The following is a 21,831-nucleotide window of genomic DNA, read 5'->3' as shown; positions in this document are numbered from 1 at the left end:
ATGACAGGCAAAGAGATCCGGGCGCAGTTCTTCAGCTTTTTTCAATCCAAGGGGCACACCCTGGTGGAGAGCTCGAACCTGATCCCCAAGAACGACCCGACCCTCCTTTTCACCAACGCCGGGATGAACCAGTTCAAGGACGTCTTCCTGGGGCTCGAGAAGCGCGACTACGTCCGCGCGGTGAGCTCGCAGAAGTGCGTGCGCGCCGGCGGCAAGCACAACGACCTGGAGAACGTAGGGCGCACCGCCCGCCACCACACCTTCTTCGAGATGCTGGGGAACTTCTCCTTCGGCGACTACTTCAAGAAGGAGGCGATCGGCTTCGCCTGGGAGTTCCTCACCGTGCACCTGGGGCTCTCGAAAGACCGGCTCTACGTGACGGTCTACAACGACGACGACGAGGCGGCGGACATCTGGCACCGGCAAGAAGGGGTACCCCGCGAGCGGATCTACCGCTTCGGCGAGAAGGACAACTTCTGGGCCATGGGCGACACCGGCCCCTGCGGCCCCTGCTCCGAGATCTTCTGGGACAACGGCCCGGGCACCGGCTGCGGCAGCGCGGACTGCGCCGTGGGGTGCGACTGCGACCGCTACATGGAGATCTGGAACAACGTCTTCATGCAGTTCAACCGCGACAAGGACGGCACCCTGACCCCGCTCCCGAAACCCTCGGTCGACACCGGCATGGGCCTGGAGCGCATCTCGGCGGTCATGCAGGGGGTCACCTCCAACTACGACACCGACCTCATCCAGGGGATCATCCGCCACATCGAGACCCTGTGCGGCAAGAAGTACCGCGACAACGAGAAGGACGACGTCTCGATGCGCGTGATCGCCGACCACGCCCGCGCCACCACCTTCCTGATCTGCGACGGCGTGCTCCCCTCCAACGAGGGGCGCGGCTACGTGCTTAGGCGCATCATGCGCCGCGCCGCCCGCCACGCGAAGATGCTCGGCGTGGGCGAGCCGCTCCTCTACCGCGTGGTCGACGCCGTGAACCTCATGATGGGCGATGCCTACCCGGAGCTTCTCGAGCGCGAGAGCTACGTAAAACGGGTGATCCTGGCCGAAGAGGAGCGCTTCAACGAGACCCTGGACCGCGGCCTCGCCATGCTGAACGAGGAGACCGCGCGTCTCAAGGCGGCCGGCGAGAAGGTGATCTCCGGCGAGGTGATCTTCCGCCTCTACGACACCTTCGGCTTCCCGGTCGATCTTACCGCCGACATCGTCGAGGCCGAAGGGTTCCAACTCGACGAGGACGGCTTTGCGCTGTGCATGGAACAGCAGCGCGCCAAGGCCCGCGAACACTGGAAAGGCTCCGGCGAGCAGGGGCTCGCCGCCATCTACAAGGAGCTGCACGGCTCGGGTGTGCGGAGCACCTTCGTGGGCTACACCCAGCAGATCGCCTTCGCCCCGGTGAGCGCGATCCTGAAGGACGGCATCCTGGTCGAGGAGGCGAACGAAGGGGAAGAGGTCGAGGTCGTCACCGTCTCCACCCCGTTCTACGGCGAGTCCGGCGGCCAGATGGGCGACACCGGCACCGTCTCCACCGGGCGCGGACACCTGAAGGTGACCAACACCACCCGCCCCTTCACCGACCTGATCGTACACCGCGGCACCGTTACTTCCGGCACCATGGCGGTGGGCGAGGCCGCCGAACTGAAGGTGGACCAGCCCTCCCGCGCGGCGACCGCCCGCAACCACACCGCGACCCACCTCCTGCAGGCCGCGCTGCGCCAGGTGCTGGGCGACCACGTGAAGCAGGCCGGCTCCCTGGTCGGTCCGGACCGGCTGCGCTTCGACTTCACCCACTTCTCCGCGATGACCCCGGGCGAATTGCGCGAGGTGGAGACCCTTGTTAACGGCTTCATCGTCACCAACTCTGCCGTCGAGTCGGTCGAGATGGCCTCGAGCGAGGCGATGGCCTCGGGCGCCACCGCACTCTTCGGCGAGAAGTACGGCGACGTGGTGCGCGTGGTGCGCGTGGGCGAGATCAGCTCCGAGCTCTGCGGCGGCACCCACGTGAAGGGTGCCGGCGAGATCGGCCTCTTCAAGATCGTCTCCGAGACCGGCATCGCCGCCGGCGTGCGCCGCATCGAGGCCCAGACCGGCATGGGGGCGCTCGCCGTGGTGCATGCCCTCGAGGACGAGCAGCGCGTGATCGCCACCCTGGTGAAGGCCGAGGCCGGCGCCGTGGTGGACCGCGTCGACAAGCTGGTCGCCGCCCAGCGCGAGCTCTCCCGCGAGATCGAGACCCTGCAGGGACGGCTGAACGCGACCAAGTCCGCCGACCTGATCCAGCAGGTGCGCGAGGTGGGCGGCGTGAAGATCCTCTCCGTGAAGGTGGACGGCGATCCCAAGGGGCTGCGCGAGCTCTCCGACACCCTGAAGGAGAAGCTCGGTTCCGGCATCCTGGTGCTGGGGACCGCCGACGGCGTCAAGGCGAACCTGCTGGTTGCCGTCACCCCGGACCTCACCTCCCGCTTCAAGGCAGGCGACCTCATCAAGGCGATCGCACCGATCGTGGGGGGCAACGGCGGCGGCAAGCCGGAGCTGGCCCAGGCCGGCGGCTCGAAGCCCGAGAACCTCGCCGAGGCGCTGGAGGCGGTCTACAAGATCGTCGGTTAAATCGTGGAGGGGGACTGGCTCCGCCAGGTGCCTGTCCCCTTTGCTCCACCTTAAGCACCTCCTCCTTCTTTCATTGATACATTGCAGTACCGCTATGAACTGTTAATCTAGGGTCGTCCTTTTATTACGGGTATTCGTCATGTTCCAGCTCACCCAGAACTCCGACCAGGCACTTGTGCAGGACAAGGAGCAGAAGACCATCCTCATCGTCGACGACGAGGCGGTCATCCGCGACCTCTGCATGCGGGCTCTGCACGATTACCACGTCGTGGAAGCGGCCAACGGCGAGGAGGCGCTCCAGATCTTCGAGCGCGGCGGCATCGACGCCATCCTCACCGACGTGATGATGCCCCGGGTGGACGGGCTGGAACTGCTCAAGCGGATCAAGGAGAAGGAGCCGACCATGGTGGTGATCATCATGACCGGCTACGCCGACAAGGAGCTGATCCTCAAGGCGCTGAAGGCGGACGCCGACGACTTCATCACCAAGCCCCTCAACCTTTTGCAGCTGAAAAGCGGCGTCGACAAGGCGCTGGTCAAAAAGGCGCTGAAGGAAGAGATCGCCAACTTGAAGAACCTGGACCGGCTGAAGACCAACTTCCTGTCCCTCATCTCGCACAAGTTCCGCACCCCGATCACCACCATCTCGCTGTTTCTGCAGAACCTGGCCGCCGGGGTCTACGATCCCTGCGACGAGACGGTGCGCCAGCACACGGGACTCATCTACGACGAGGCCTGCTACCTGGGGCAACTGGTCTCCGACCTGCTCTCCTTCTCAACGGTGATGGACTCCGGAGGGGCGCTGCGCCTGGAACCCTGCGACCTGAGTTCCCTCATCCCGAAACTGGTGACCAGTTCCAAGGAGTGGAACGAGAAGCACGGCGTGACCCCGCAGGTCCAGGTGGAGCCGAGCCAGGAGGTCATGCTGGACCGGGAGAAGTTCAGCTTCGCCCTGCAGCAGGTGATCGACAACGCGATCAAGTTCTCCAAGAAAAGCGGCATGGTGCGCGTGACCCTGCAGGACGAGGGCGAAAGCAACCGGATCGTCATCGAGGACCAGGGGATCGGCATCGCCAGGGACGCGCTCCCCAAGGTTTTCGAGAAGTTCTACCAGGTGGACGCGAACCGGACCGGACAGGTCCGCGGCTTCGGCCTGGGGCTCTTCTACGCACGGGAGTTCATCCGGATGCACGGCGGCAGCATCGGCATCGAGAGCGAGCCGGAAGTCGGCACCCGCGTCACCATCACCATCCCCCACAAGGGCCACCAGGACTCCTGAAGCGGCCCTTCGCTTCCCCCCGCCGTTTACCCCTCCTTTTCAGGGCAAAACCCCTCTTTGAAGTTGATTATTTCCCCCTACGTGCTATATTAACGGCTTTCCATGCAGCTATTGCTATATAGAGGCGCCCATGCAAAAACTCATAGAGAAAGCCAGTACACTCATGGAGGCGCTGCCGTATATCAAGCGTTTCTCCGGCAAGACCATCGTCATCAAGTACGGCGGTCACGCCATGGCGGACGAGAAGCTGCGTAAGTCGTTCGCACTGGATGTGATCCTGCTCAAATACATCGGCATCAACACCGTGATAGTGCACGGCGGTGGTCCGCAGATCAACGAAACCCTGAAACGCTACGGTATCGTCTCCGAATTTGTCAGGGGGATGCGCGTTACCGACGCCGAGACCATGGGCGTGGTCGAGATGGTCCTGACCGGCCAGGTGAACCGCGAGGTGGTGGGCTATCTGAACCAGCAGGGTGGCCGCGCCGCCGGCATCTCCGGCAAGGACGGCAACCTCCTCATTTGCGAGAAGATGCTGCAGGAAGTGCGCGGCGAAGACGGCACGGCCGAGATGGTCGACATCGGCTACGTGGGCGACGTCGTCGAGGTGAACCCCTCCATCATCCAGGCCCTGGAGAAAGGGGGCTTCATCCCGGTGATCGCGCCGGTGGGTGTCGGGCGCGACGGCGAGAGCTACAACGTGAACGCCGACCTGGTGGCCGGCCGCGTGGCCGCGGCGCTGGGGGCCGAGAAGCTGATCCTCCTGACCGACGTCTCCGGCGTGAAGAACAAGGAAGGAGAGCTCCTCTCCAGCATCCCGCTCGCCGACGTGGCAGAGCTCATCGACAACGGCACCGTCACCGGGGGGATGATCCCGAAGGTCACCTGCTGCACCGACGCGCTCGCCGCCGGCGTCAAGAAGGCGCACATCGTGGACGGCCGGATCGAGCACGCCATCCTGTTGGAGATCTTCACCAACGTGGGGATCGGAACCGAGTTCGAAGCGTAGGAAACCAGAAGCCGTTCTACGTTCTACGTTCTATGTTCCGGATCTTCGCTCTGTGTCGCCTTAGGCGCTGCTGTGAAAACTCCGAACGATTTTGATTTACACGCTGGTTCGTACCTCGAGAGTGCGAGCATAAATAGAAGGAGTTCCTGGTTCCAACGTAGAACATAGAACGTAGAACCTGGAACTGGTTTACGAGGTTTTTATGAATTCAGCAAAATGGATCGAGAAAGCCGACAAGTACATCATGCGGACCTACGGCCGCTACCCGCTGGTGCCGGTCAAGGGCGAGGGGTGCTACCTTTGGGACGCCGACGGCAAGAAGTACCTCGACTTCCTGGCCGGAGTCGCGGTCAACAACCTGGGGCACTGCCACCCGAAGGTCACTGCGGCGCTCGCCAAGCAGGCCGGCGAGCTGATCCACTGCTCGAACTACTACCACATCCCGCAGCAGATCGAGCTGGCCGAGCTTCTGTGCAGCCACAGCTTCGCCAACAAGGCCTTCTTCTGCAACTCGGGCGCGGAGGCCAACGAGGCCGCCATCAAGCTCGCGCGCCGCTACAGCCGCGAGAAGTACGGCCCGGACCGCTACGAGATCATCACCGCGCTCGCCTCCTTCCACGGCCGCACCATGGCCACCGTCTCGGCCACCGGCCAGGAGAAGGTGCAGAAGTTCTTCGATCCGCTCCTGCACGGCTTCCGTCACGTCCCCTTCAACGACGCTGCAGCCCTGAAGGCCGCCGTCTCGCCGATGACCTGTGCCGTCATGCTGGAGCCGATCCAGGGTGAGGGGGGCGTCGTGGTGCCGGACCGCGAGTACCTGCAGCAGGTGCGCCAGATCTGCGACGAGAACGGGCTCATCCTGATCTTTGACGAGGTCCAGGTCGGCATGGGACGTACCGGCAAGCTCTTTGCCCACGAACACTTCGGGGTCACCCCGGACATCATGACGCTCGCCAAGGCCCTGGCCGGCGGCGCCCCGATCGGCACCATGCTGGCAACCGACGAGCTGGCCGCCTCCTTCGTGCCTGGCACCCACGGCTCCACCTTCGGCGGCAACCCGCTGGTGACCGCGGCCGGCGTCGCTACCGTGCGCGCCATCCTGGAGGACGGGATCCTGAACCACTGCGAGGAGATCGGCGAGTACCTGACCGGCGAACTGGAAGGCCTCATGCACAAGTTCCCGCAGGTGATTGCCGAGGTGCGCGGCATAGGCCTCATGATCGGCGTCGAGTTGAAGGTGCCGGGCGGCGACATCGTGAAAACCGCTCTTCAGCGCGGCCTGCTCTTAAACTGCGCACAGGACAAGGTGCTCCGCTTCGTCCCCCCCCTGATCGTCGGCAAGAAGGAAGTGGACGAGATGATCTCCGGGCTGAGTGCGATCCTTGAGGAACTGCCGAAGTAGGCTCCTCTCCTCCCTCCCCCCTGGCGGGGGAGGGTTGTAACAACGCCAGGTGCACCGTGCAGAGATTGACCTGTATTTCTCCCCATTCGCTGGTAAAAACGGCGCATCGGGTATATTAATGAGGCGATTAGCGCCTTTCGCAAAGAGAGATCGCAACCTATGAAAAGAGACTTCCTCGCCCTGAGCCAGTTCACCAAGGCCGAACTGGACGCCATCTTCGCCCTCACCAAAGAGCTGAAACAAAAGCAGAAGAGCGGCGTCGAGCATCACCTTCTGAAAGGCAAGACGCTCGCCATGATCTTCGAGAAGTCCTCCACCCGCACCCGCATCTCCTTCGAGGTCGGCATGTACCAGCTGGGCGGGCACCCCCTCTTCATCAGCTCGAAGGACTCCCAGATGGGGCGCGGCGAGCCGATCAAGGACACCGCCCGCGTCATGGCCCGCTACTGCGACGGCGTGATGATCCGCACCTTCGCCCAGGAGACCGTCGAGGAGTTCGCCAAGTACGCCTCGATCCCCGTCATCAACGGGCTCACCGACCTGCACCACCCCTGCCAGATCATGGCGGACCTCTTCACGGTGATCGAGCACAAGGGGAGCTACCAGGGGCTCAAGTTCGCCTGGATCGGCGACGGCAACAACATGGCCAACACCTGGATCGAGGCGGCAGCGATCTTCGGCTTCGACCTGACGCTGGCCTGCCCGGAAGGGTACGACCCGGATCCGACCGTCATGGCCTGGGCCAAGACGAACGGCACCTCGAAGATCGAGGTGGTGCGCGATCCCAAGGCGGCTGCGCTTGAGGCCGACGTGGTGAACACCGACGTCTGGGCCAGCATGGGACAGGAGGAGGAGCAGAAGATCCGCGAGAAGGCCTTCGCCGGCTACCAGGTGGACAACGCCCTGATGGCGGTCGCCAAGGAAGACGCGATCGTGCTGCACTGCCTCCCCGCCCACCGCGGCGAGGAGATCAGCGACGAGGTGATCGAGGGCTGGCACTCGGTGGTGTGGGACGAAGCCGAGAACCGGCTGCACGTGCAGAAGGCCATCATGGCCACCTTGATGAAGTAAAATACAACCCGGCACGCGGATGGCGCGGAAACCCAGGCAAAAAGGCCGGGTTAAAGACATCAAAACTGATCCTTGCTTTTTTGCCATTGTTTCCGCAGGTATCCGTGTGCTAGCCGTTGACTTAAACCTAAGGAGGGCCACATGGCCAAGAAAGAAGTCAAAAAGATCGTCCTCGCCTACTCCGGCGGACTGGACACCTCCATCATCCTCAAGTGGCTCAAAAACGAGTACGGCTGCGAAGTGGTCACCTTCTCAGCTGACCTCGGCCAGGGCGACGAGCTCGAGCCGGTCCGCGAGAAGGCGTTCAAAACCGGCGCCGACAAGGTGTACATCGACGATCTGCGCGAAGAGTTCGTGCGCGACTTCGTCTTCCCCATGTTCCGCGCCAACGCCATCTACGAAGGGCACTACCTCCTGGGCACCTCGATCGCGCGTCCGCTGATCGCCAAGCGCCAGATGGAAATCGCCCAGATCGAAGGGTGCGACGCGGTCTCCCACGGCGCCACCGGCAAGGGTAACGACCAGGTCCGCTTCGAGCTGGCCTACTACCACTTCAACCCGGCCATCACCGTGGTCGCCCCGTGGAGGGAGTGGAAGCTGAACTCGCGCCAGGCGCTCATCAACTACGCGAAGAAAAACGACATCCCGATCCCGATCACCAAGAAGCGCCCCTGGTCCTCGGACCGTAACCTTTTGCACATCTCCTTCGAGGGGGGCATCCTGGAAGACACCTGGATGGAAGCCCCGGAGAACATGTACGTCCTGACCAAGTCCCCGGAGAAGGCGCCCAACAAGCCGCAGTACATCGAGATCGAGTTCGAGAAGGGTAACGCGGTAGCCGTGGACGGCGTGCGCATGAGCCCGGCCGAGCTTCTGGCCCACCTGAACACCCTGGGCGGCGAGCACGGCATCGGCCGCGTCGACCTCCTGGAGAACCGCTCGGTCGGCATGAAGTCCCGCGGCGTCTACGAGACCCCGGGCGGCACCATCCTGCGCGAGGCGCACATGGCGGTCGAGCAGATCACCATGGACCGCGAAGTCATGCACCTCAGAGACGGCCTGATCCCGCGCTACGCCGAGATGGTCTACAACGGCTACTGGTTCGCGCCGGAGCGCGAGATGCTGCAGACCCTGATCGACGAGTCGCAGAAGACCGTGAACGGCGTCGCCCGCGTGAAGCTCTACAAGGGCCACTGCCGCACCGTGGGCCGCAAGTCCGAGACCAACTCGCTGTTCAACCTCGACTTCGCGACCTTCGAGAAGGACCAGGTCTACAACCAGGCCGACGCCGAGGGCTTCATCAAGCTGAACTCGCTCAGGCTGCGCATCCGCTCGCTGATGCAGAACAAGAAGTAACCGTACCCGCTACGTTTTTAAGGGAGGAAATAGGGGCACGAGTCACTCGTGCCCCTATCCGCTTATATGGAACCCGTCGGCTTCAAAGCCAGCCACATCGTCACCTCGGTCGTCGCGGTCATCGTTGATCAGGACGAGCAGGTGCTCTTAACCAAGCGCAACGTCCCCCCCTTTAAGGGCGAATGGGTCATGCCGGGCGGCAAGATCGATCTGGGCGAGCCGATCGTCGAGGCCTTGAAGCGCGAGGTCTGGGAGGAAGTGGGGCTCGAGGTCGAGGTGGGGAAATTGATCGACGTCTTCGAGCACGTAACGCCCGGCGCCGACAACTACCACTTCGTCATCATCTATTACCAGTGCGCGCCGCTTTACTGCGACGTGAACCACAACCGCGACGAGGTGGCGGAAGCGCGCTGGGTGCCGAAAGGCGAACTGGGACAGTACAAGATGCCCGACGGCGCGCGGTTCATCTTGGGGAAACTGTTCGCGGGGTCAACGGGCGGGGAATAACGGGCGGGACCAGGGTTTCCCGAGGCTTAAATCCCCCCTGCCCCCCCTTCGCACAGGGGGGAGCGTTTCGGCCCTTTACCGGCTAAAGGCCGTGACCACCCCGAAACGAGCTGTACTAACTGATTTTTGAAAATTCGTGGGCTCTGCCCAAGCGGCACCTTGCGCTGTAGCGACGCCACCTTCTCCGGAGGAGACCCGCCCGGCTTATGGTCAAGATCATCGAGCAGCACGTCCATCTCGAGTTCCCCCTGGGGCACCACCTGCACTGCATGGTCGCCCAGATCCCGAACCGGCTCAGGCGGAACGGGCACCTGTACGAGCTCACGGATGCCGAGGAGAAGTGGCGCCAGATCAAGGGGATCCTGGACCTGGTGGTGGCCGCCGAGGGGAACCTGAAGCGCCTGCACTTCCTGATGTTCCCGGAGTGCTCCATTCCGGTGGCGCACTTCGACGAGATGTTGCAGATCATCGAGAAGGGGTTCCTGCACAACACGGTCACCATGTTCGGCCTGGAGCAGATCCCGCTCGAGGTGTACCGGCGCATGCTGATCCGCTTCCACGCGGACAATGCCGAGGCGCTATCGTGCGTGGAGCACGACCTCGATTCCGGCGATATCCAGGGGATGCCGGTCAACTGGTGCGCGATCGTGGTGAAGGAGGCGACCGGCAGGCTACGGGTCTTTTTAGAAGCGAAGACGCACCCGTTCCGCGGCGAGGAGTTTCTGGACAAGGATCACGACCTGTACCGGGGGCGCCACTTCTACCTGTTCCGCGGCGAACCGGCCTGTTTCAACTTCATGACGCTCATCTGCCTGGATTACCTGTACCGGGACCTCTACTCCTCCAACATCCGGCAGATCATCGACCACGCGGACCGGCTTTTTTTCACCATGCGCCAGTCGCTGGACGCGCTCTTCGTGATCCAGTGCAACCCGAAGCCGGAACACCACGCCTACCGTGAGGTGTTGACCGGTTTCTACGGCGAGTACCTGGAGGACACGCCCGGGGTGCGCGAGACGGTGACCGTCTTCGGCAACTGCTCTGAGGAGACCGAACTCGAGGGGGCGCAGTGCGCTACGCAGGGGTGCTTCGGTGTCTCCTTTGTGGCGATCAGCGCGCGGCACAAGCTGCACAAGGTCCAGGAGGCCGAGTTCTCCAGCGACGATTTCGGCGGCGCGCCGGTCTGCCGGCTCCGTTTTGGCACCGGCACGCGGCTTTACTATTTCAACCTGCCGCTGCACCACGAGCTCGACCCGCGCAGCTCGCGCATCCCGCTCAAGGTGCACTCCATTTTGCAGTGGAGCCCCGAGGAGGGGTGGCACAGGTTGAGCGGGGTAGCGCCCTTGGAGTTCCCGCACGCGTAAATGAGCAGCAGCAAAACCCTCCTTTTCGGAGGTACTTTCGTAATTTTCGGGACAGCCATCGAGGTACGTCCCCTCTCCCCTGGCGGGAGAGGGCCAGGGTGAGGGGGAAAGCGCCACCTCATCACCAGATGGCAGCGTCACCCACCCCCCGCCCCCCTCCCGTCAAGGGAGGGGGGGAGAGAGCTACCCCAGCCGCACGCGCCCCAGGTACCGCGGTGGCAGGACAGCAGAGCAAACACAACACCTCGCAGTTTGAGATCACATCCAGCAGGAGATTGAACCATGTCAAAAGACAAGTTGTGGGGTGGACGCTTCACGCAGCCCACCGACAAGTTTGTGGAAGAATTCACCGCGTCGATCAACTTCGACAAGCGACTCTACCACCAGGATATCCGCGGCTCCATCGCCCACGCCACCATGCTCGGGAAGCAGGGGATCATCCCCCTCGAGGACGTCGAGCTCATCGTCAAAGGGCTCAAAGAGATCCTGGAGCAGATCGAGGCCGGCACCTTCGACTTCTCGGTGTCGCTGGAAGACATCCACATGAACATCGAGGCGCGCCTTTCGGCGAAGATCGGTGACGCCGGCAAGCGCCTGCACACCGGCCGCTCGCGCAACGACCAGGTGGCGCTCGACATCCGCCTCTACCTGCGCGACGAACTGGTGGAGATCTCCGCCTACCTCGATCTGCTCATGGATTCGCTCATCTACCAGGCCGAAGAGAACCTGGGGGTCGTGATGCCCGGCTTCACCCACCTGCAGACCGCGCAGCCGATCCTCTTCTCGCACCACATGATGGCCTACCACGAGATGCTCAAGCGCGACAAGGGGCGCATGGAGGACTGCCTGAAGCGGACCAACGTGCTCCCGCTGGGCGCGGGCGCCTTGGCCGGGACCACCTTCCCGATCGACCGCGAGCACGTGGCCGAACTGCTGGAATTCCCGGAGGTGACCCGCAACTCGCTCGACTCGGTCTCCGACCGCGACTTCGCCCTCGAGTTCTGCTCGGCCGCCTCGATCCTGATGATGCACCTGTCGCGCTTCTCCGAGGAGCTCATCCTCTGGTCCACCAGCGAATTCAAATTCGTCGACCTCTCCGACTCCTTCTGCACCGGTTCCTCCATCATGCCGCAGAAGAAAAACCCCGACGTTCCGGAGCTGGTGCGCGGCAAGACCGGCCGGGTCTACGGCAACCTGATGGCGCTTTTGACCGTGATGAAGTCGCTCCCCTTGGCCTACAACAAGGACATGCAGGAAGATAAGGAGCCGCTCTTCGACACCATCGACACCGTGAAGGGGAGCCTCAAGGTCTTCGCCGACATGGTACGCGAGATGCGCATCAATCCGACACGCATGGGTCAGGCTGCCGGCGCCGGTTTCTCCACTGCGACCGACGTGGCGGATTACCTGGTGCGCAAGGGACTCCCCTTCCGCGACGCCCACGAGGTGGTCGGCAAGGCGGTGCGTTACTGCATCGAGAACGAGATGGACATCCCCGAACTCTCCCTGGCCGAGTGGCAGCTCTTCTCCGGGAAGATCGACAAGGACATCTTCGCCTGCATCACCGTGGAAGCCTCGGTGAACGCCCGCAAGGCCACCGGCGGCACCGCGCTCGAGCGGGTCAAGGCCGAGATCGAAAGGGCGAAGGAAGGCAGGTAACTCCTGATTCCTCCTCACCGCGGCCCTCCACCCTGGCGGGGAGGGCCGCGGTGAGGGTGAAGCCCCAGGTACTGACGACGTCACGTGGTGGCAGCCTCACCCACCCCTCTTCCCCTCCCGTCAAGGGAGGGGAAGAGTTGGGACCTGCCGGGAACGGTAGGACAGACCAACACTCCCGGCGTTATCCCACGCCGGAGCGGGGGAACGAGAGCCTGCACTGAAAGGAGAGGGCTTATCATGACACTTACCCGCATCACCGTACTCCCGCTCCTTTTTTGTCTGTTCCTCGCCGCTGCCGGTTGCGGCAAGCGCGGGGCGCTGATCCGCCCCGAGGCGCTGGTCCCGGCTCCCATTACCGATCTCGCGGCCACCCAGCGCGGCAACTTCCTGCAGGTGAGCTGGTCCGCGCCCACCAAGGAGGAGGGAGGCGCCCGCCTGAAGGACCTCGCCGGCTTCGTCCTGTTCCGGCGCGTGGTGCTCCCCTCGAGCCAGGACTGCGACACCTGCCCGGAAGCCTACACCGAGCGCGCCCGCGTCGGGTTGGACTACCTGAAGGACGTCACCCGGGCCGGCAACCGCTACCTCTTCGACGACTACGACCTGAAGGCCGACCAGACCTACCAGTACAAGATCCGCTCCGTCAGTACCGAGGGAACCGAGAGCCGCGACTCCAACCGGACCCGCCGCAGGGTTGTGGTCCCCCCCCTCCCGCCGGTGCTCGAAGCGGCGTCGTCACCGAGCGCGGTGGTGCTCTCCTTCGTGGCCATTCCGCCCGAGCAGGGGAAGCTCGCCGGATACAACATCTACCGCGGCGAGGCCGGCAAGGGGTTGCCGCTCAGCCCGCTCAATGCAACACCGGTCAGCGCCAACGTCTACGAAGACAAGACCCCGCAGATCGGCGTCACCTACAGCTACTCGGTCCGCAGCGTCGCGCTGCTTCCCGGCGGCGAGACCGTGGAGAGCGCACCCTCCAATGTCGCCGAGGGATCCCTGCAGGAGCGGGACTAGCCCTCACCTTGCCTTTTCCAGCCTTTCATGATAGATATCGCTATCTAGTTTAATTATCAGGACGCTTTGCGTTCTTGGAGCCTGCATGAAGATCACCAGAGCTGAAGTGGAGCACGTAGCCCGGCTCGCCCGACTGGAGCTCTCCGAGTCCGAGCTGGATACCTTCACCGTCCAGATGGACGGCATCCTCGCCTACGTCGACAAGCTGAACACCTTGAACACCGACGGCATCGTCCCGACCTCCCACGCCGTTCCCATGGAGAACGCCTTCCGGGAGGACACCCTTAAGGATTCCATCGGCGTGGAAAACGCCGTCGCCAACGCCCCGAAGCACGCCGAGAGCTTCTTCCGGGTGCCCAAGGTGATCGAGTAGCCCGAGCCGGCTGTAGCGGCTTGACCCCGCTCCCTGAAACTCCCCTCGCCCTTTGGGAGAGGGCTGGGGTGAGGGGGCCGGTTGTGCCGACTGAGCTGCTCCGTGGCAACGCCCTCACCCCTGCCCCTCTCCCGGTGGGCGAGGGGAAAATCCCCCTGCTGCAGGGCGGCGACAAATCGTTAGAACCGTTATCCTTCCGGAGTGTTATCAATGGAAATTTTCGAGCTGACCCTACACGAACTGCACGAGAAACTAAAGGCGAAGGAGCTTTCCTGCGTCGACGCGACCAAGGCCATGCTGGCCAGGATCGACGCGGTGGAGGAGCGGGTTAACGCCTACATCACGGTGACTCCCGAGGAGGCGCTGAAGGAGGCCGAGGCGGCCGACCGCCGCATCGCCCAAGGCGACATCGACCTGCTCACCGGCATCCCGGTCGGGCTCAAGGACATCTTCGTCACCAAGGGTATCCGCACCACCTGCGGCTCCAAGATCCTGCACAACTTCGTCCCCCCCTACGATGGCACCGCGGTGGCGCGCCTCAAGGAGCGCGGTGCGGTCATCTTGGGCAAGCTGAACCAGGACGAATTCGCCATGGGCTCCTCTTCGGAATCGAGCTACTTCAGCACGACCCGCAACCCCTGGAACCTCGAGCACATCCCGGGCGGCTCTTCGGGCGGCTCGTCCGCGGCAATCGCCGCACAGGAAGCGGTGGCGACCCTGGGCACCGACACCGGCGGCTCGATCCGCCAGCCCGCCTCGCACTGCGGCTGCGTCGGTCTGAAGCCCACCTACGGCCGGGTCTCCCGTTACGGCGTCATCGCCTACGCCTCCTCGCTGGACCAGGTAGGTCCCTTGACCCGCGACGTGAAAGACGCCGCCATCATGCTGGGTGCGGTCGCCGGCTACGATCCGATGGACTCCACCTCGGTGAACACCCCGGTACCGGATTACCTGGCGGGGCTGGAGAGCGGCGTGAAGGGTCTTAAGATCGGTCTCCCCAAGGAGTACTTCATCCAGGGTCTCGATCCGGACGTGAAAAAGGCCATGGACAGCGCGATCGAACTCTACCGCTCGCTTGGGGCCGAGATCCGCGAGGTGAGCCTGCCGCACACCGAGTACGCCGTGGCCACCTACTACCTGATCGCCACCGCCGAGGCGAGCTCCAACCTGGCGCGCTACGAGGGGGTCCGTTTCGGGCACCGCAGCGAAGCCGCCCGCGGGCTCACCGAGATGTTCGCCAAGAGCCGCGCCGAGGGGTTCGGCTCCGAGGTGAAGCGCCGCATCATGCTCGGGACCTACGCGCTCTCCTCCGGCTACTACGATGCCTACTACCTGAAGGCGCAGAAGGTGCGCACCCTGATCATGCAGGACTTCCTGAAGGCGTTCGAGGACGTGGACGTGCTCTTGACCCCGGTTGCGCCGACCCCCGCCTTCAAGATCGGCGAGAAGCTGGCGGATCCGCTGCAGATGTACCTCTCGGACATCTTCACGATTCCCGTGAACCTGGCAGGGACCTGCGGCATGTCGATCCCGGCCGGGCTCTCCGCTGCCGGGCTCCCCATCGGCCTGCAGCTCATCGGTCGCCCCTTCGGCGAGCAGTCGATCCTGAACGCGGCGTACGCCTTCGAGCGCGAGACGGATTGGCATAAGAAGAAGCCGGCACTGTAAAAAAAGCCCGAACCACAGAGGCGCACAGAGGAAAGGCAAAGACTTAAATCCTAAGCTTTTTTGGTTTTCCTCAGTAACCCTCTGTGTCCTCTGTGGTGAGCGCTTTTGTAGCTTTTGCATTTAAATCCTGGAGTTCATCTATGAAATATCAGGTTGTCATCGGGCTTGAGGTGCACACCCAGCTCACCACCAACACCAAGATCTTCTGCGGCTGCTCGACCCGCTTCGGCTCCTCCCCCAACTCGCAGACCTGCCCGGTCTGCCTGGGCTTTCCGGGTGCCCTGCCGGTCCTGAACCAGAAGGTGGTCGACTACGCCATCCGCGCGGGTCTCGCCACCAACTGCTCAATCGCGCCCCGGTCGATCTTCGCCCGCAAGAACTACTTCTATCCGGACCTCCCCAAGGGGTACCAGATCAGCCAGTTCGACCTCCCCATCTGCCTGAACGGGCACCTGGACATCGAGGTGGACGGCGTCACGAAGCGGATCGGCATCACCCGCATCCACATGGAGGAGGACGCCGGCAAGCTGGTGCACGCCGACGTGCCGGGGATCGGCGACGATTCCTGCGTCGACCTGAACCGCGCCTGCACGCCGCTTCTCGAGGTGGTCTCTGAGCCGGACATGCGCTCCCCGGACGAGGCGATCGCCTATCTGAAGAAGCTGCACGAAATCGTGCGCTACCTGGGGATCTGCGACGGGAACCTCGAGGAGGGGAGCTTCCGCTGCGACGCCAACGTCTCGCTCATGCCGGTCGGCTCCACCGTCTTCGGCACCCGCGCCGAACTGAAGAACATCAACTCCTTCCGCTTCATCAAGCAGGCGATCGAGTACGAGATGGAGCGCCAGGCCGAGATCCTGGACGAGGGTGGCAAGGTGGTCCAGGAGACCCGCCTGTTCGATCCCAACACCGGGACCACCCGCTCGATGCGCGGCAAGGAAGAGGCCCACGATTACCGCTACTTCCCGGACCCGGACCTGGTGCCGGTCATCGTCGACCAGGCCTGGATCGACCAGGTGCGTGAGAGCCTCCCCGAGCTCCCGGACGCCAAGCGGGCGCGTTTCAGCGCCGACCTGGGGCTCCCCGAGTACGACGTCGAGGTCCTGACCGCGAGCCGCGAGCTGGCCGAGTACTTCGAGGAGACCCTGTCCCTCTTCCCGCAGGCCAAGGTGGTTTCCAACTGGGTGATGGGTGAAGTGACCCGCGCGCTCAACGACGACGGCAAGGAGATCACCGAGTCGCCGGTCTCCCCGGCACAGCTCGCCGAGCTGTTGAAGCTGGTAGAAAAGGGAACCATCTCCGGCAAGATCGCCAAGACCGTCTTCGACGAGATGTACAAGACCGGCAAAAAGCCGGAGGAGATCGTCGCCGAGAAAGGTCTGGTGCAGGTTTCCGACACCGGCGCCATCGAGGCGATCATCGACGAGGTGCTGGCGCGCGAACCAGGCCAGGTCGCCGAGTACCGCAGCGGCAAGGACAAGCTCTTCGGTTTCTTCGTGGGCCAGGTGATGAAGGCCTCGAAAGGCAAGGCAAACCCGGGGGTCGTCAACGATCTGCTGCTCAAGAAGCTGCAGGGGTAATTTCCCAGATCGGTCCGATGGAAAACAACACGCAGCACCAGAGGTAACCACGCAATGTCCTTCAGAACCATCGAGTGGCGCGACAACAAGGTGATCATGATCGACCAGACCCGGCTCCCCGCCGAGGAGGTCTACAACGAGTACACCGACTTCCAGGGTGTCGCCGAGGCGATCCGCGGCATGATCATCAGGGGGGCCCCGGCCATCGGCGTTGCCGCCGCCATGGGTGTCGCCCTGGGCGCACGGGACATCATCGCCGATAACTTCGACTCCTTTTACCGCCAGCTGGAAAACGTCTGCGACGTCCTGGGACGCACCCGGCCCACCGCGGTCAACCTCTTCTGGGCACTGGAGCGCATGAAGCGCGTGGCGCAGCAGCACCGCGACCTGAACCTCAACTCGATCCGCGAAATGCTGAAGGCCGAGGCGATCAGCATCGAGACCGAAGACCTGAAGATCTGCCGCGAAATCGGCAGGCACGGCGCGGCGCTCATCAAGGAAGGCGCGACCATCCTCACCCACTGCAACGCCGGCGGCCTCGCCACCGCGGGGTACGGCACCGCACTCGGCGTCATTCGCGCCGCTCACGAGGCAGGCAAGGGGATCCGGGTCATCGCCGACGAGACCCGCCCCTGGCTGCAGGGGGCCCGGCTCACCGCCTGGGAGCTCATGAAGGACTCGATCCCGGTCACCCTCATCTCCGACAACATGGCCGGCTGGCTGATGCGCAACGGCGAGATCGACTGCTGCGTGGTGGGCGCCGACCGCATCGCCGCCAACGGCGACACCGCCAACAAGATCGGCACCTACAGCGTTGCGGTCCTGGCCAAGGAGAACCGCATCCCGTTCTACGTGGCGGCCCCCATCTCGACCCTGGACCTGAAACTCTCCAGCGGGGACGAGATCCCCATCGAGGAACGCACCCCCACCGAGGTCACCAAGATCCAGGGGGTGGCGATCGCGCCCGAAGGGGTGAAGGTGCGCAACCCGGCCTTCGACGTGACCCCCGCCCGCTACATAACCGGGATCATCACCGAAAAAGGGGTGGTCCGCGGCGACTACGAACAGGGATTGAAGGCACTGGTGGGACAATGAACCGCCTGGCCGACTTCGCCAGTACGCTGCTGGCCTGCCTGAAAGCCGGGTGCGTCGGCCTCCCCGAACTGCTGGAACAAAACGGCTTCAGCTACGGCTCCCGTTCCACCGAAAACCTGCGCCTGCTCACGGAGGTCCTCTCTGCTGAGCAGGCGACCGAGCTGGCCTTGGCCGCCCTGGCCGCCCCGCTCCCCGACATGGCCTTAAACGGCATCGAGCGGGTCAGCCAGGTCGCCCAACGCAGCGACGTCCTCGAGATCCTCTCCAAACGCTCGCGGGTCGCCCAGTTGATGAACATCTGCGGCTCCTCCCCTTTCCTCACCAACATCATCTGCAAGGATTCAAGCTACCTGCCGCACCTTTTGCTGGCGCACGACATCATGCACTCGCGCAGCGAAGCGGACATGCTCGATGCCCTGCGCAGCCAGGTTCCCGCCGACACCGGCTACCAGGAGATCTTCCCCCTCCTGCGCCGATTCAAGTATGCCGAGATCCTGCGCATCGCCGCCCGCGACCTGAACGGCCTGGCGACGCTCGAAGAGGTCACCGCCGAACTGGCCGCCCTCGCCGCGGCCACGCTGCAGCTCGCCTACGAGACGGCACACCGCGAACTGGTCAAGGAGCACGGCCTTCCGATGGAGCGCGGCCCCGGGGATCCGGTCGAGGCGGAGTTCACCATCTTCGGGATGGGAAAACTGGGGGGGCGCGAACTCAACTTCTCCTCGGACATCGACCTCATCTATTTCTACTCCTCGGACAACGGCGAGACCACCGGCGTCGCCGACGGCCGCGGCGGCATGAAAGGGGTCATCTCGCTGCACGCCTTCTTCGTGAAGCTCGCCGAGATGGTGAGCCGCGCCATCTCCCAGGTCACCGCCGACGGCTTCGTGTTCCGCGTCGACATGGGCCTGCGGCCCGACGGCAAGGGTGGCGACCTCGCCTGCTCCATGCGCTCCGCCGAGGTCTACTACGAGTCCTGGGGCCAGTCCTGGGAGCGCTCCGCGATGCTCAAGGCCCGCCCGGTTGCCGGCTCCCTGGAACTGGGCGAGCGGATCCTCGCCGCTCTCGATCCCTTCATCTACCGGCGCTACCTCGACTACAACCTGATCGAGGACATGATGTCGATGAAGAAGAAGATCGACGCCTCGCTGGCCCGCTCCCAGGAAGGCGAGATCAACATCAAGCTCGGCCGCGGCGGCATCCGGGAGATCGAGTTCTTCATCCAGGCGCTGCAGCTGGTCTACGCCGGGAAGAACCCCAAGCTGCGCGAGAGGAACTCCCTGAAGGCGCTGGCCACCCTGCGCGACTCGCGCATCATCAAGGAGGCCGACTGCACCGCGCTGGCCGAGGCCTACCGGTTCCTGCGCACCGTCGAGCACCGGATCCAGGTCGTCCAGGAGCGCCAGACCCACTCGCTCCCCCGCAAGGAAGATGAGATGCGCGCGCTTGCCCGGCGCTGCGGCTTTATGCGCCAGGACGGCACGGAGCGCTTCGCCGAGGCCCTCGAGGCGCACCGCTCCAGCGTCTCCGCCATCTACGGGGACCTGTTCCTTTCGCGCGACGAGCGGATCAAGGAGGAAGTCTCTCCCGAGATCTACTTCTTCTTCGACCCGAAGGCCGACTCCGACCTCATCAAGGACATGCTGGCCGAGCGCCGCCTGGAGAACGTCGACGTCGCCTACGACAACCTGGTCATCCTGCGCGACGGGCCGCCCAAGCTGAACCTCACCGAGCGCGGCCGGCGGCTGCTCGAAAAGATCGCACCGCTCTTCTTGCAGGAGGTCTTCGCGGCGCCCGACCCCGACCTGGCGCTCGCCAACCTGGAGCGTTTCCTCACCAGCCTGAGGACCCGCTCCTCGCTCTACGCGCTCTTGGCGGAAAACCGTGACATCCTGAAGCTGCTCACCTCGATGTTCGGCATGTCCGAGTTTCTCTCGAAGATCCTGATCGGGCACCCGGAACTGCTGGACAGCATGATCACCCGCGGCTACGCCTACCTGCAGAAGGAGCGCGACGCCATGGCCGCCGAAATCGACTCCCTGCTCACCCAGGCCGTCGATTTCGAGGAGCAGCTGGACGCCATGCGCCGCTACCGCAACGAGGAGTTCCTGCGCATCGGGATGAACGACATCCACGGCAAGATGGCCCAGCCTGAGGTCGCGCTGCAGCTCACCCACCTGGCCGAGGTCTGCCTCTCCGCCGCATGCCGCATGGCGACCCGGGAGCTGGCGCGCTTTGGGAGGCCGCGGGTTCAAGGAGAAGACGGCAGCAGCCGCGAGGCCTCTTTCGCCATTCTGGGGATGGGAAAACTGGGCGGCAACGAGCTCAATTACCACTCGGACCTGGACATCATCTACATCTACGACGGCCAGGGGATGACCGACGGCGAGAAGAGCATCACCAACCGGGAGTACTTCGCCAAACTCGGGCAGAAGATCATCATGATCCTGACCACCCAGACCCGCGAGGGGTTCGTGTACAAGATCGACACCCGGCTGCGCCCCTCCGGAAACGCAGGCCCGCTGGTCACCTCGCTGGAATCGTTCCAGAGCTACCACGGCAGCGAAGCACAGATCTGGGAGCGCCAGGCGCTCACCAAGGCCCGCGCCATCTACGGCACGCCGGCCCTGCGCGCGGCCATCGGGCGCGTGGTCGAGGGGACGGTGTACGGCAGCGGCGCCGACGATTCGGTGCGCAGGGAGATCCACCGGCTGCGCATGCGCATGGAGAACGAGCTCGCCAAGGAGACCACCGGCAGCTACAACATCAAGACCGGGCGCGGGGGGATGGTGGACGTCGAGTTCACCGTGCAGTACCTGCAGCTCAGTCACGGCAGCGGGCACACCGACATCCGCAACTGCAACACCCTGGCGGCCCTCGATGCCATGCATCGGCTGGGGATCGTCAGCGACGCCGATCACGCTGCGTTAGGCGATGGGTACCGTTTCCTGCGCCGTCTCGAGAACCGGCTGCGGCTCATTCACGACTACTCCATGAACGACCTGGGGGGGCCTTTGCGCTACCTGAACAAGCTGGCGCGCCGCCTGGGCTACGACCCGCTTTTGAAGAATCCGGGCGAGGTGCTGATGGCCGACTACGAGCGGGTCACCTCTGCGGTGCGCGCCGTGTACCAGAAGGTGCTGGTCCAGGAGGAGGCGAACTGATGGAAGTGCGGATCTACTACGAAGATACCGATGCCGGCGGGGTGGTGTACCACGCCAACTACCTGCGCTACATGGAACGCGCCCGCAGCGAGTACCTGCGCGGCTACGGCCTTTCCGTGCAGGAGATGCACGACGCGGGGATCATCTTCCCCGTGGTTGCGATCGAGATCAACTATCGGGCGCCGGCCAAGCTGGACGACCTGCTGGAACTGGAGACGGTGGTTTTCGCGGTGAAGAACAGCAGCTTCGTGTTGGGGCAGAAGGTGCTGCGCAAGGCGGACCACAAGCTTTTGGTGGAGGCGAAGGTTACGCTGGCCTGCGTGGGGGAAGGGCTGCGCGCCAGGAGGCTCCCGGTGGAACTAAGGGAGCTGCTCGCTTCGCAGACCGTGGCGGAGTGAGTAATTTTAGGCTTCATCGGGTTTGATCTAGTGATGATCTCAGCCGACAGATCTTCGGGAATCCTGGGCAGCGAGTAACCTCTTTCCTGAGGCACGGCAGCTGCTTCCACGTCCTCCCCTTTGCGAAGGGGAGACAGAGGGGATTTGGACAAGGTTGCTACCCAGTCCACGTTTGCCACAGTGCTAAATCCCCCCTGCCCCCCCTTCGCAAAGGGGGGAACGTAGAGACCGGCAGCAAAGCTTCGTGGTGATGCACTCAGAGCTTTAGCT

General features: G+C 63.8%; 16 protein-coding genes. All 16 read left to right on the top strand.

Annotated features, from left to right (window positions below):
* The 16 genes from alaS to ybgC all read left to right on the top strand — a co-directional run bounded on the left by alaS (window position 1) and on the right by ybgC (window position 21,561).
* Window positions 1-2,628, top strand: a complete 2,628-nt coding sequence (gene alaS, locus GMST_RS07400; RefSeq protein WP_183353993.1) for an alanine--tRNA ligase — start codon at window positions 1-3, stop codon at window positions 2,626-2,628.
* A 139-nt stretch (window positions 2,629-2,767) separates the two neighbouring features.
* The gene (locus GMST_RS07395; RefSeq protein WP_183353992.1) at window positions 2,768-3,907 is read left to right on the top strand and encodes a hybrid sensor histidine kinase/response regulator; all 1,140 of its coding nucleotides are present in this window, start codon (window positions 2,768-2,770) and stop codon (window positions 3,905-3,907) included.
* Window positions 3,908-4,037: 130 nt separating this feature from the next.
* On the top strand, window positions 4,038-4,916 hold the full coding sequence (argB, locus tag GMST_RS07390; protein WP_183353991.1) for an acetylglutamate kinase: 879 nt from the start codon (window positions 4,038-4,040) through the stop codon (window positions 4,914-4,916).
* 202 nt (window positions 4,917-5,118) lie between these two features.
* Window positions 5,119-6,318 (top strand): acetylornithine transaminase, encoded by a 1,200-nt coding sequence (locus GMST_RS07385; RefSeq protein ID WP_183353990.1) that lies wholly within the window; start codon window positions 5,119-5,121, stop codon window positions 6,316-6,318.
* Between the two features lie 159 nt (window positions 6,319-6,477).
* Complete coding sequence (argF, locus tag GMST_RS07380; protein ID WP_183353989.1) at window positions 6,478-7,389, top strand: ornithine carbamoyltransferase; 912 nt, start codon at window positions 6,478-6,480, stop codon at window positions 7,387-7,389.
* A gap of 141 nt (window positions 7,390-7,530) precedes the next feature.
* A complete protein-coding gene (locus GMST_RS07375; RefSeq protein WP_183353988.1) occupies window positions 7,531-8,745 on the top strand; it encodes an argininosuccinate synthase in 1,215 nt (404 codons plus the stop codon).
* 66 nt (window positions 8,746-8,811) lie between these two features.
* On the top strand, window positions 8,812-9,252 hold the full coding sequence (locus GMST_RS07370; RefSeq protein ID WP_183354141.1) for an NUDIX domain-containing protein: 441 nt from the start codon (window positions 8,812-8,814) through the stop codon (window positions 9,250-9,252).
* Between the two features lie 206 nt (window positions 9,253-9,458).
* Window positions 9,459-10,616, top strand: coding sequence for a hypothetical protein (locus GMST_RS07365; RefSeq protein ID WP_183353987.1), 1,158 nt, complete (start codon window positions 9,459-9,461; stop codon window positions 10,614-10,616).
* 282 nt (window positions 10,617-10,898) lie between these two features.
* Window positions 10,899-12,275, top strand: a complete 1,377-nt coding sequence (argH, locus tag GMST_RS07360; RefSeq protein WP_183353986.1) for an argininosuccinate lyase — start codon at window positions 10,899-10,901, stop codon at window positions 12,273-12,275.
* A gap of 237 nt (window positions 12,276-12,512) precedes the next feature.
* Window positions 12,513-13,283: a fibronectin type III domain-containing protein gene (locus GMST_RS07355; RefSeq protein ID WP_183353985.1), complete on the top strand. Its 771-nt coding sequence runs from the start codon at window positions 12,513-12,515 to the stop codon at window positions 13,281-13,283.
* Between the two features lie 85 nt (window positions 13,284-13,368).
* Complete coding sequence (gene gatC / locus GMST_RS07350; RefSeq protein WP_183353984.1) at window positions 13,369-13,656, top strand: Asp-tRNA(Asn)/Glu-tRNA(Gln) amidotransferase subunit GatC; 288 nt, start codon at window positions 13,369-13,371, stop codon at window positions 13,654-13,656.
* A gap of 210 nt (window positions 13,657-13,866) precedes the next feature.
* Window positions 13,867-15,324, top strand: coding sequence for an Asp-tRNA(Asn)/Glu-tRNA(Gln) amidotransferase subunit GatA (gene gatA / locus GMST_RS07345; protein WP_183353983.1), 1,458 nt, complete (start codon window positions 13,867-13,869; stop codon window positions 15,322-15,324).
* A 140-nt stretch (window positions 15,325-15,464) separates the two neighbouring features.
* Complete coding sequence (gatB, locus tag GMST_RS07340) at window positions 15,465-16,904, top strand: Asp-tRNA(Asn)/Glu-tRNA(Gln) amidotransferase subunit GatB (RefSeq protein WP_183353982.1); 1,440 nt, start codon at window positions 15,465-15,467, stop codon at window positions 16,902-16,904.
* Between the two features lie 54 nt (window positions 16,905-16,958).
* The gene (gene mtnA / locus GMST_RS07335) at window positions 16,959-17,999 is read left to right on the top strand and encodes an S-methyl-5-thioribose-1-phosphate isomerase (RefSeq protein ID WP_183353981.1); all 1,041 of its coding nucleotides are present in this window, start codon (window positions 16,959-16,961) and stop codon (window positions 17,997-17,999) included.
* Window positions 17,996-21,163, top strand: coding sequence for a bifunctional [glutamate--ammonia ligase]-adenylyl-L-tyrosine phosphorylase/[glutamate--ammonia-ligase] adenylyltransferase (glnE, locus tag GMST_RS07330; protein ID WP_183353980.1), 3,168 nt, complete (start codon window positions 17,996-17,998; stop codon window positions 21,161-21,163). The genes mtnA and glnE overlap by 4 nt, the downstream gene beginning before the upstream one ends.
* Complete coding sequence (ybgC, locus tag GMST_RS07325; RefSeq protein WP_183353979.1) at window positions 21,163-21,561, top strand: tol-pal system-associated acyl-CoA thioesterase; 399 nt, start codon at window positions 21,163-21,165, stop codon at window positions 21,559-21,561. Before glnE ends, ybgC begins: the two co-directional genes overlap by 1 nt.
* The last annotated feature ends 270 nt before the right edge of the window (window positions 21,562-21,831 follow it).

The organism is Geomonas silvestris, from assembly GCF_014193515.1.
GTDB classification, from domain to species: domain Bacteria; phylum Desulfobacterota; class Desulfuromonadia; order Geobacterales; family Geobacteraceae; genus Geomonas; species Geomonas silvestris.
This window is presented reverse-complemented; position numbering and strand designations above follow the sequence as displayed.

What these genes read in the sequence shown, in the direction of transcription:
- alaS (WP_183353993.1), top strand. Translation starts at nt 1, where the DNA reads ATGACAGGCAAAGAGATCCGGGCGCAGTTCTTCAGCTTTTTTCAATCC.
- GMST_RS07395 (WP_183353992.1), top strand. Translation starts at nt 2,768, where the DNA reads ATGTTCCAGCTCACCCAGAACTCCGACCAGGCACTTGTGCAGGACAAG.
- argB (WP_183353991.1), top strand. Translation starts at nt 4,038, where the DNA reads ATGCAAAAACTCATAGAGAAAGCCAGTACACTCATGGAGGCGCTGCCG.
- GMST_RS07385 (WP_183353990.1), top strand. Translation starts at nt 5,119, where the DNA reads ATGAATTCAGCAAAATGGATCGAGAAAGCCGACAAGTACATCATGCGG.
- argF (WP_183353989.1), top strand. Translation starts at nt 6,478, where the DNA reads ATGAAAAGAGACTTCCTCGCCCTGAGCCAGTTCACCAAGGCCGAACTG.
- GMST_RS07375 (WP_183353988.1), top strand. Translation starts at nt 7,531, where the DNA reads ATGGCCAAGAAAGAAGTCAAAAAGATCGTCCTCGCCTACTCCGGCGGA.
- GMST_RS07370 (WP_183354141.1), top strand. Translation starts at nt 8,812, where the DNA reads ATGGAACCCGTCGGCTTCAAAGCCAGCCACATCGTCACCTCGGTCGTC.
- GMST_RS07365 (WP_183353987.1), top strand. Translation starts at nt 9,459, where the DNA reads ATGGTCAAGATCATCGAGCAGCACGTCCATCTCGAGTTCCCCCTGGGG.
- argH (WP_183353986.1), top strand. Translation starts at nt 10,899, where the DNA reads ATGTCAAAAGACAAGTTGTGGGGTGGACGCTTCACGCAGCCCACCGAC.
- GMST_RS07355 (WP_183353985.1), top strand. Translation starts at nt 12,513, where the DNA reads ATGACACTTACCCGCATCACCGTACTCCCGCTCCTTTTTTGTCTGTTC.
- gatC (WP_183353984.1), top strand. Translation starts at nt 13,369, where the DNA reads ATGAAGATCACCAGAGCTGAAGTGGAGCACGTAGCCCGGCTCGCCCGA.
- gatA (WP_183353983.1), top strand. Translation starts at nt 13,867, where the DNA reads ATGGAAATTTTCGAGCTGACCCTACACGAACTGCACGAGAAACTAAAG.
- gatB (WP_183353982.1), top strand. Translation starts at nt 15,465, where the DNA reads ATGAAATATCAGGTTGTCATCGGGCTTGAGGTGCACACCCAGCTCACC.
- mtnA (WP_183353981.1), top strand. Translation starts at nt 16,959, where the DNA reads ATGTCCTTCAGAACCATCGAGTGGCGCGACAACAAGGTGATCATGATC.
- glnE (WP_183353980.1), top strand. Translation starts at nt 17,996, where the DNA reads ATGAACCGCCTGGCCGACTTCGCCAGTACGCTGCTGGCCTGCCTGAAA.
- ybgC (WP_183353979.1), top strand. Translation starts at nt 21,163, where the DNA reads ATGGAAGTGCGGATCTACTACGAAGATACCGATGCCGGCGGGGTGGTG.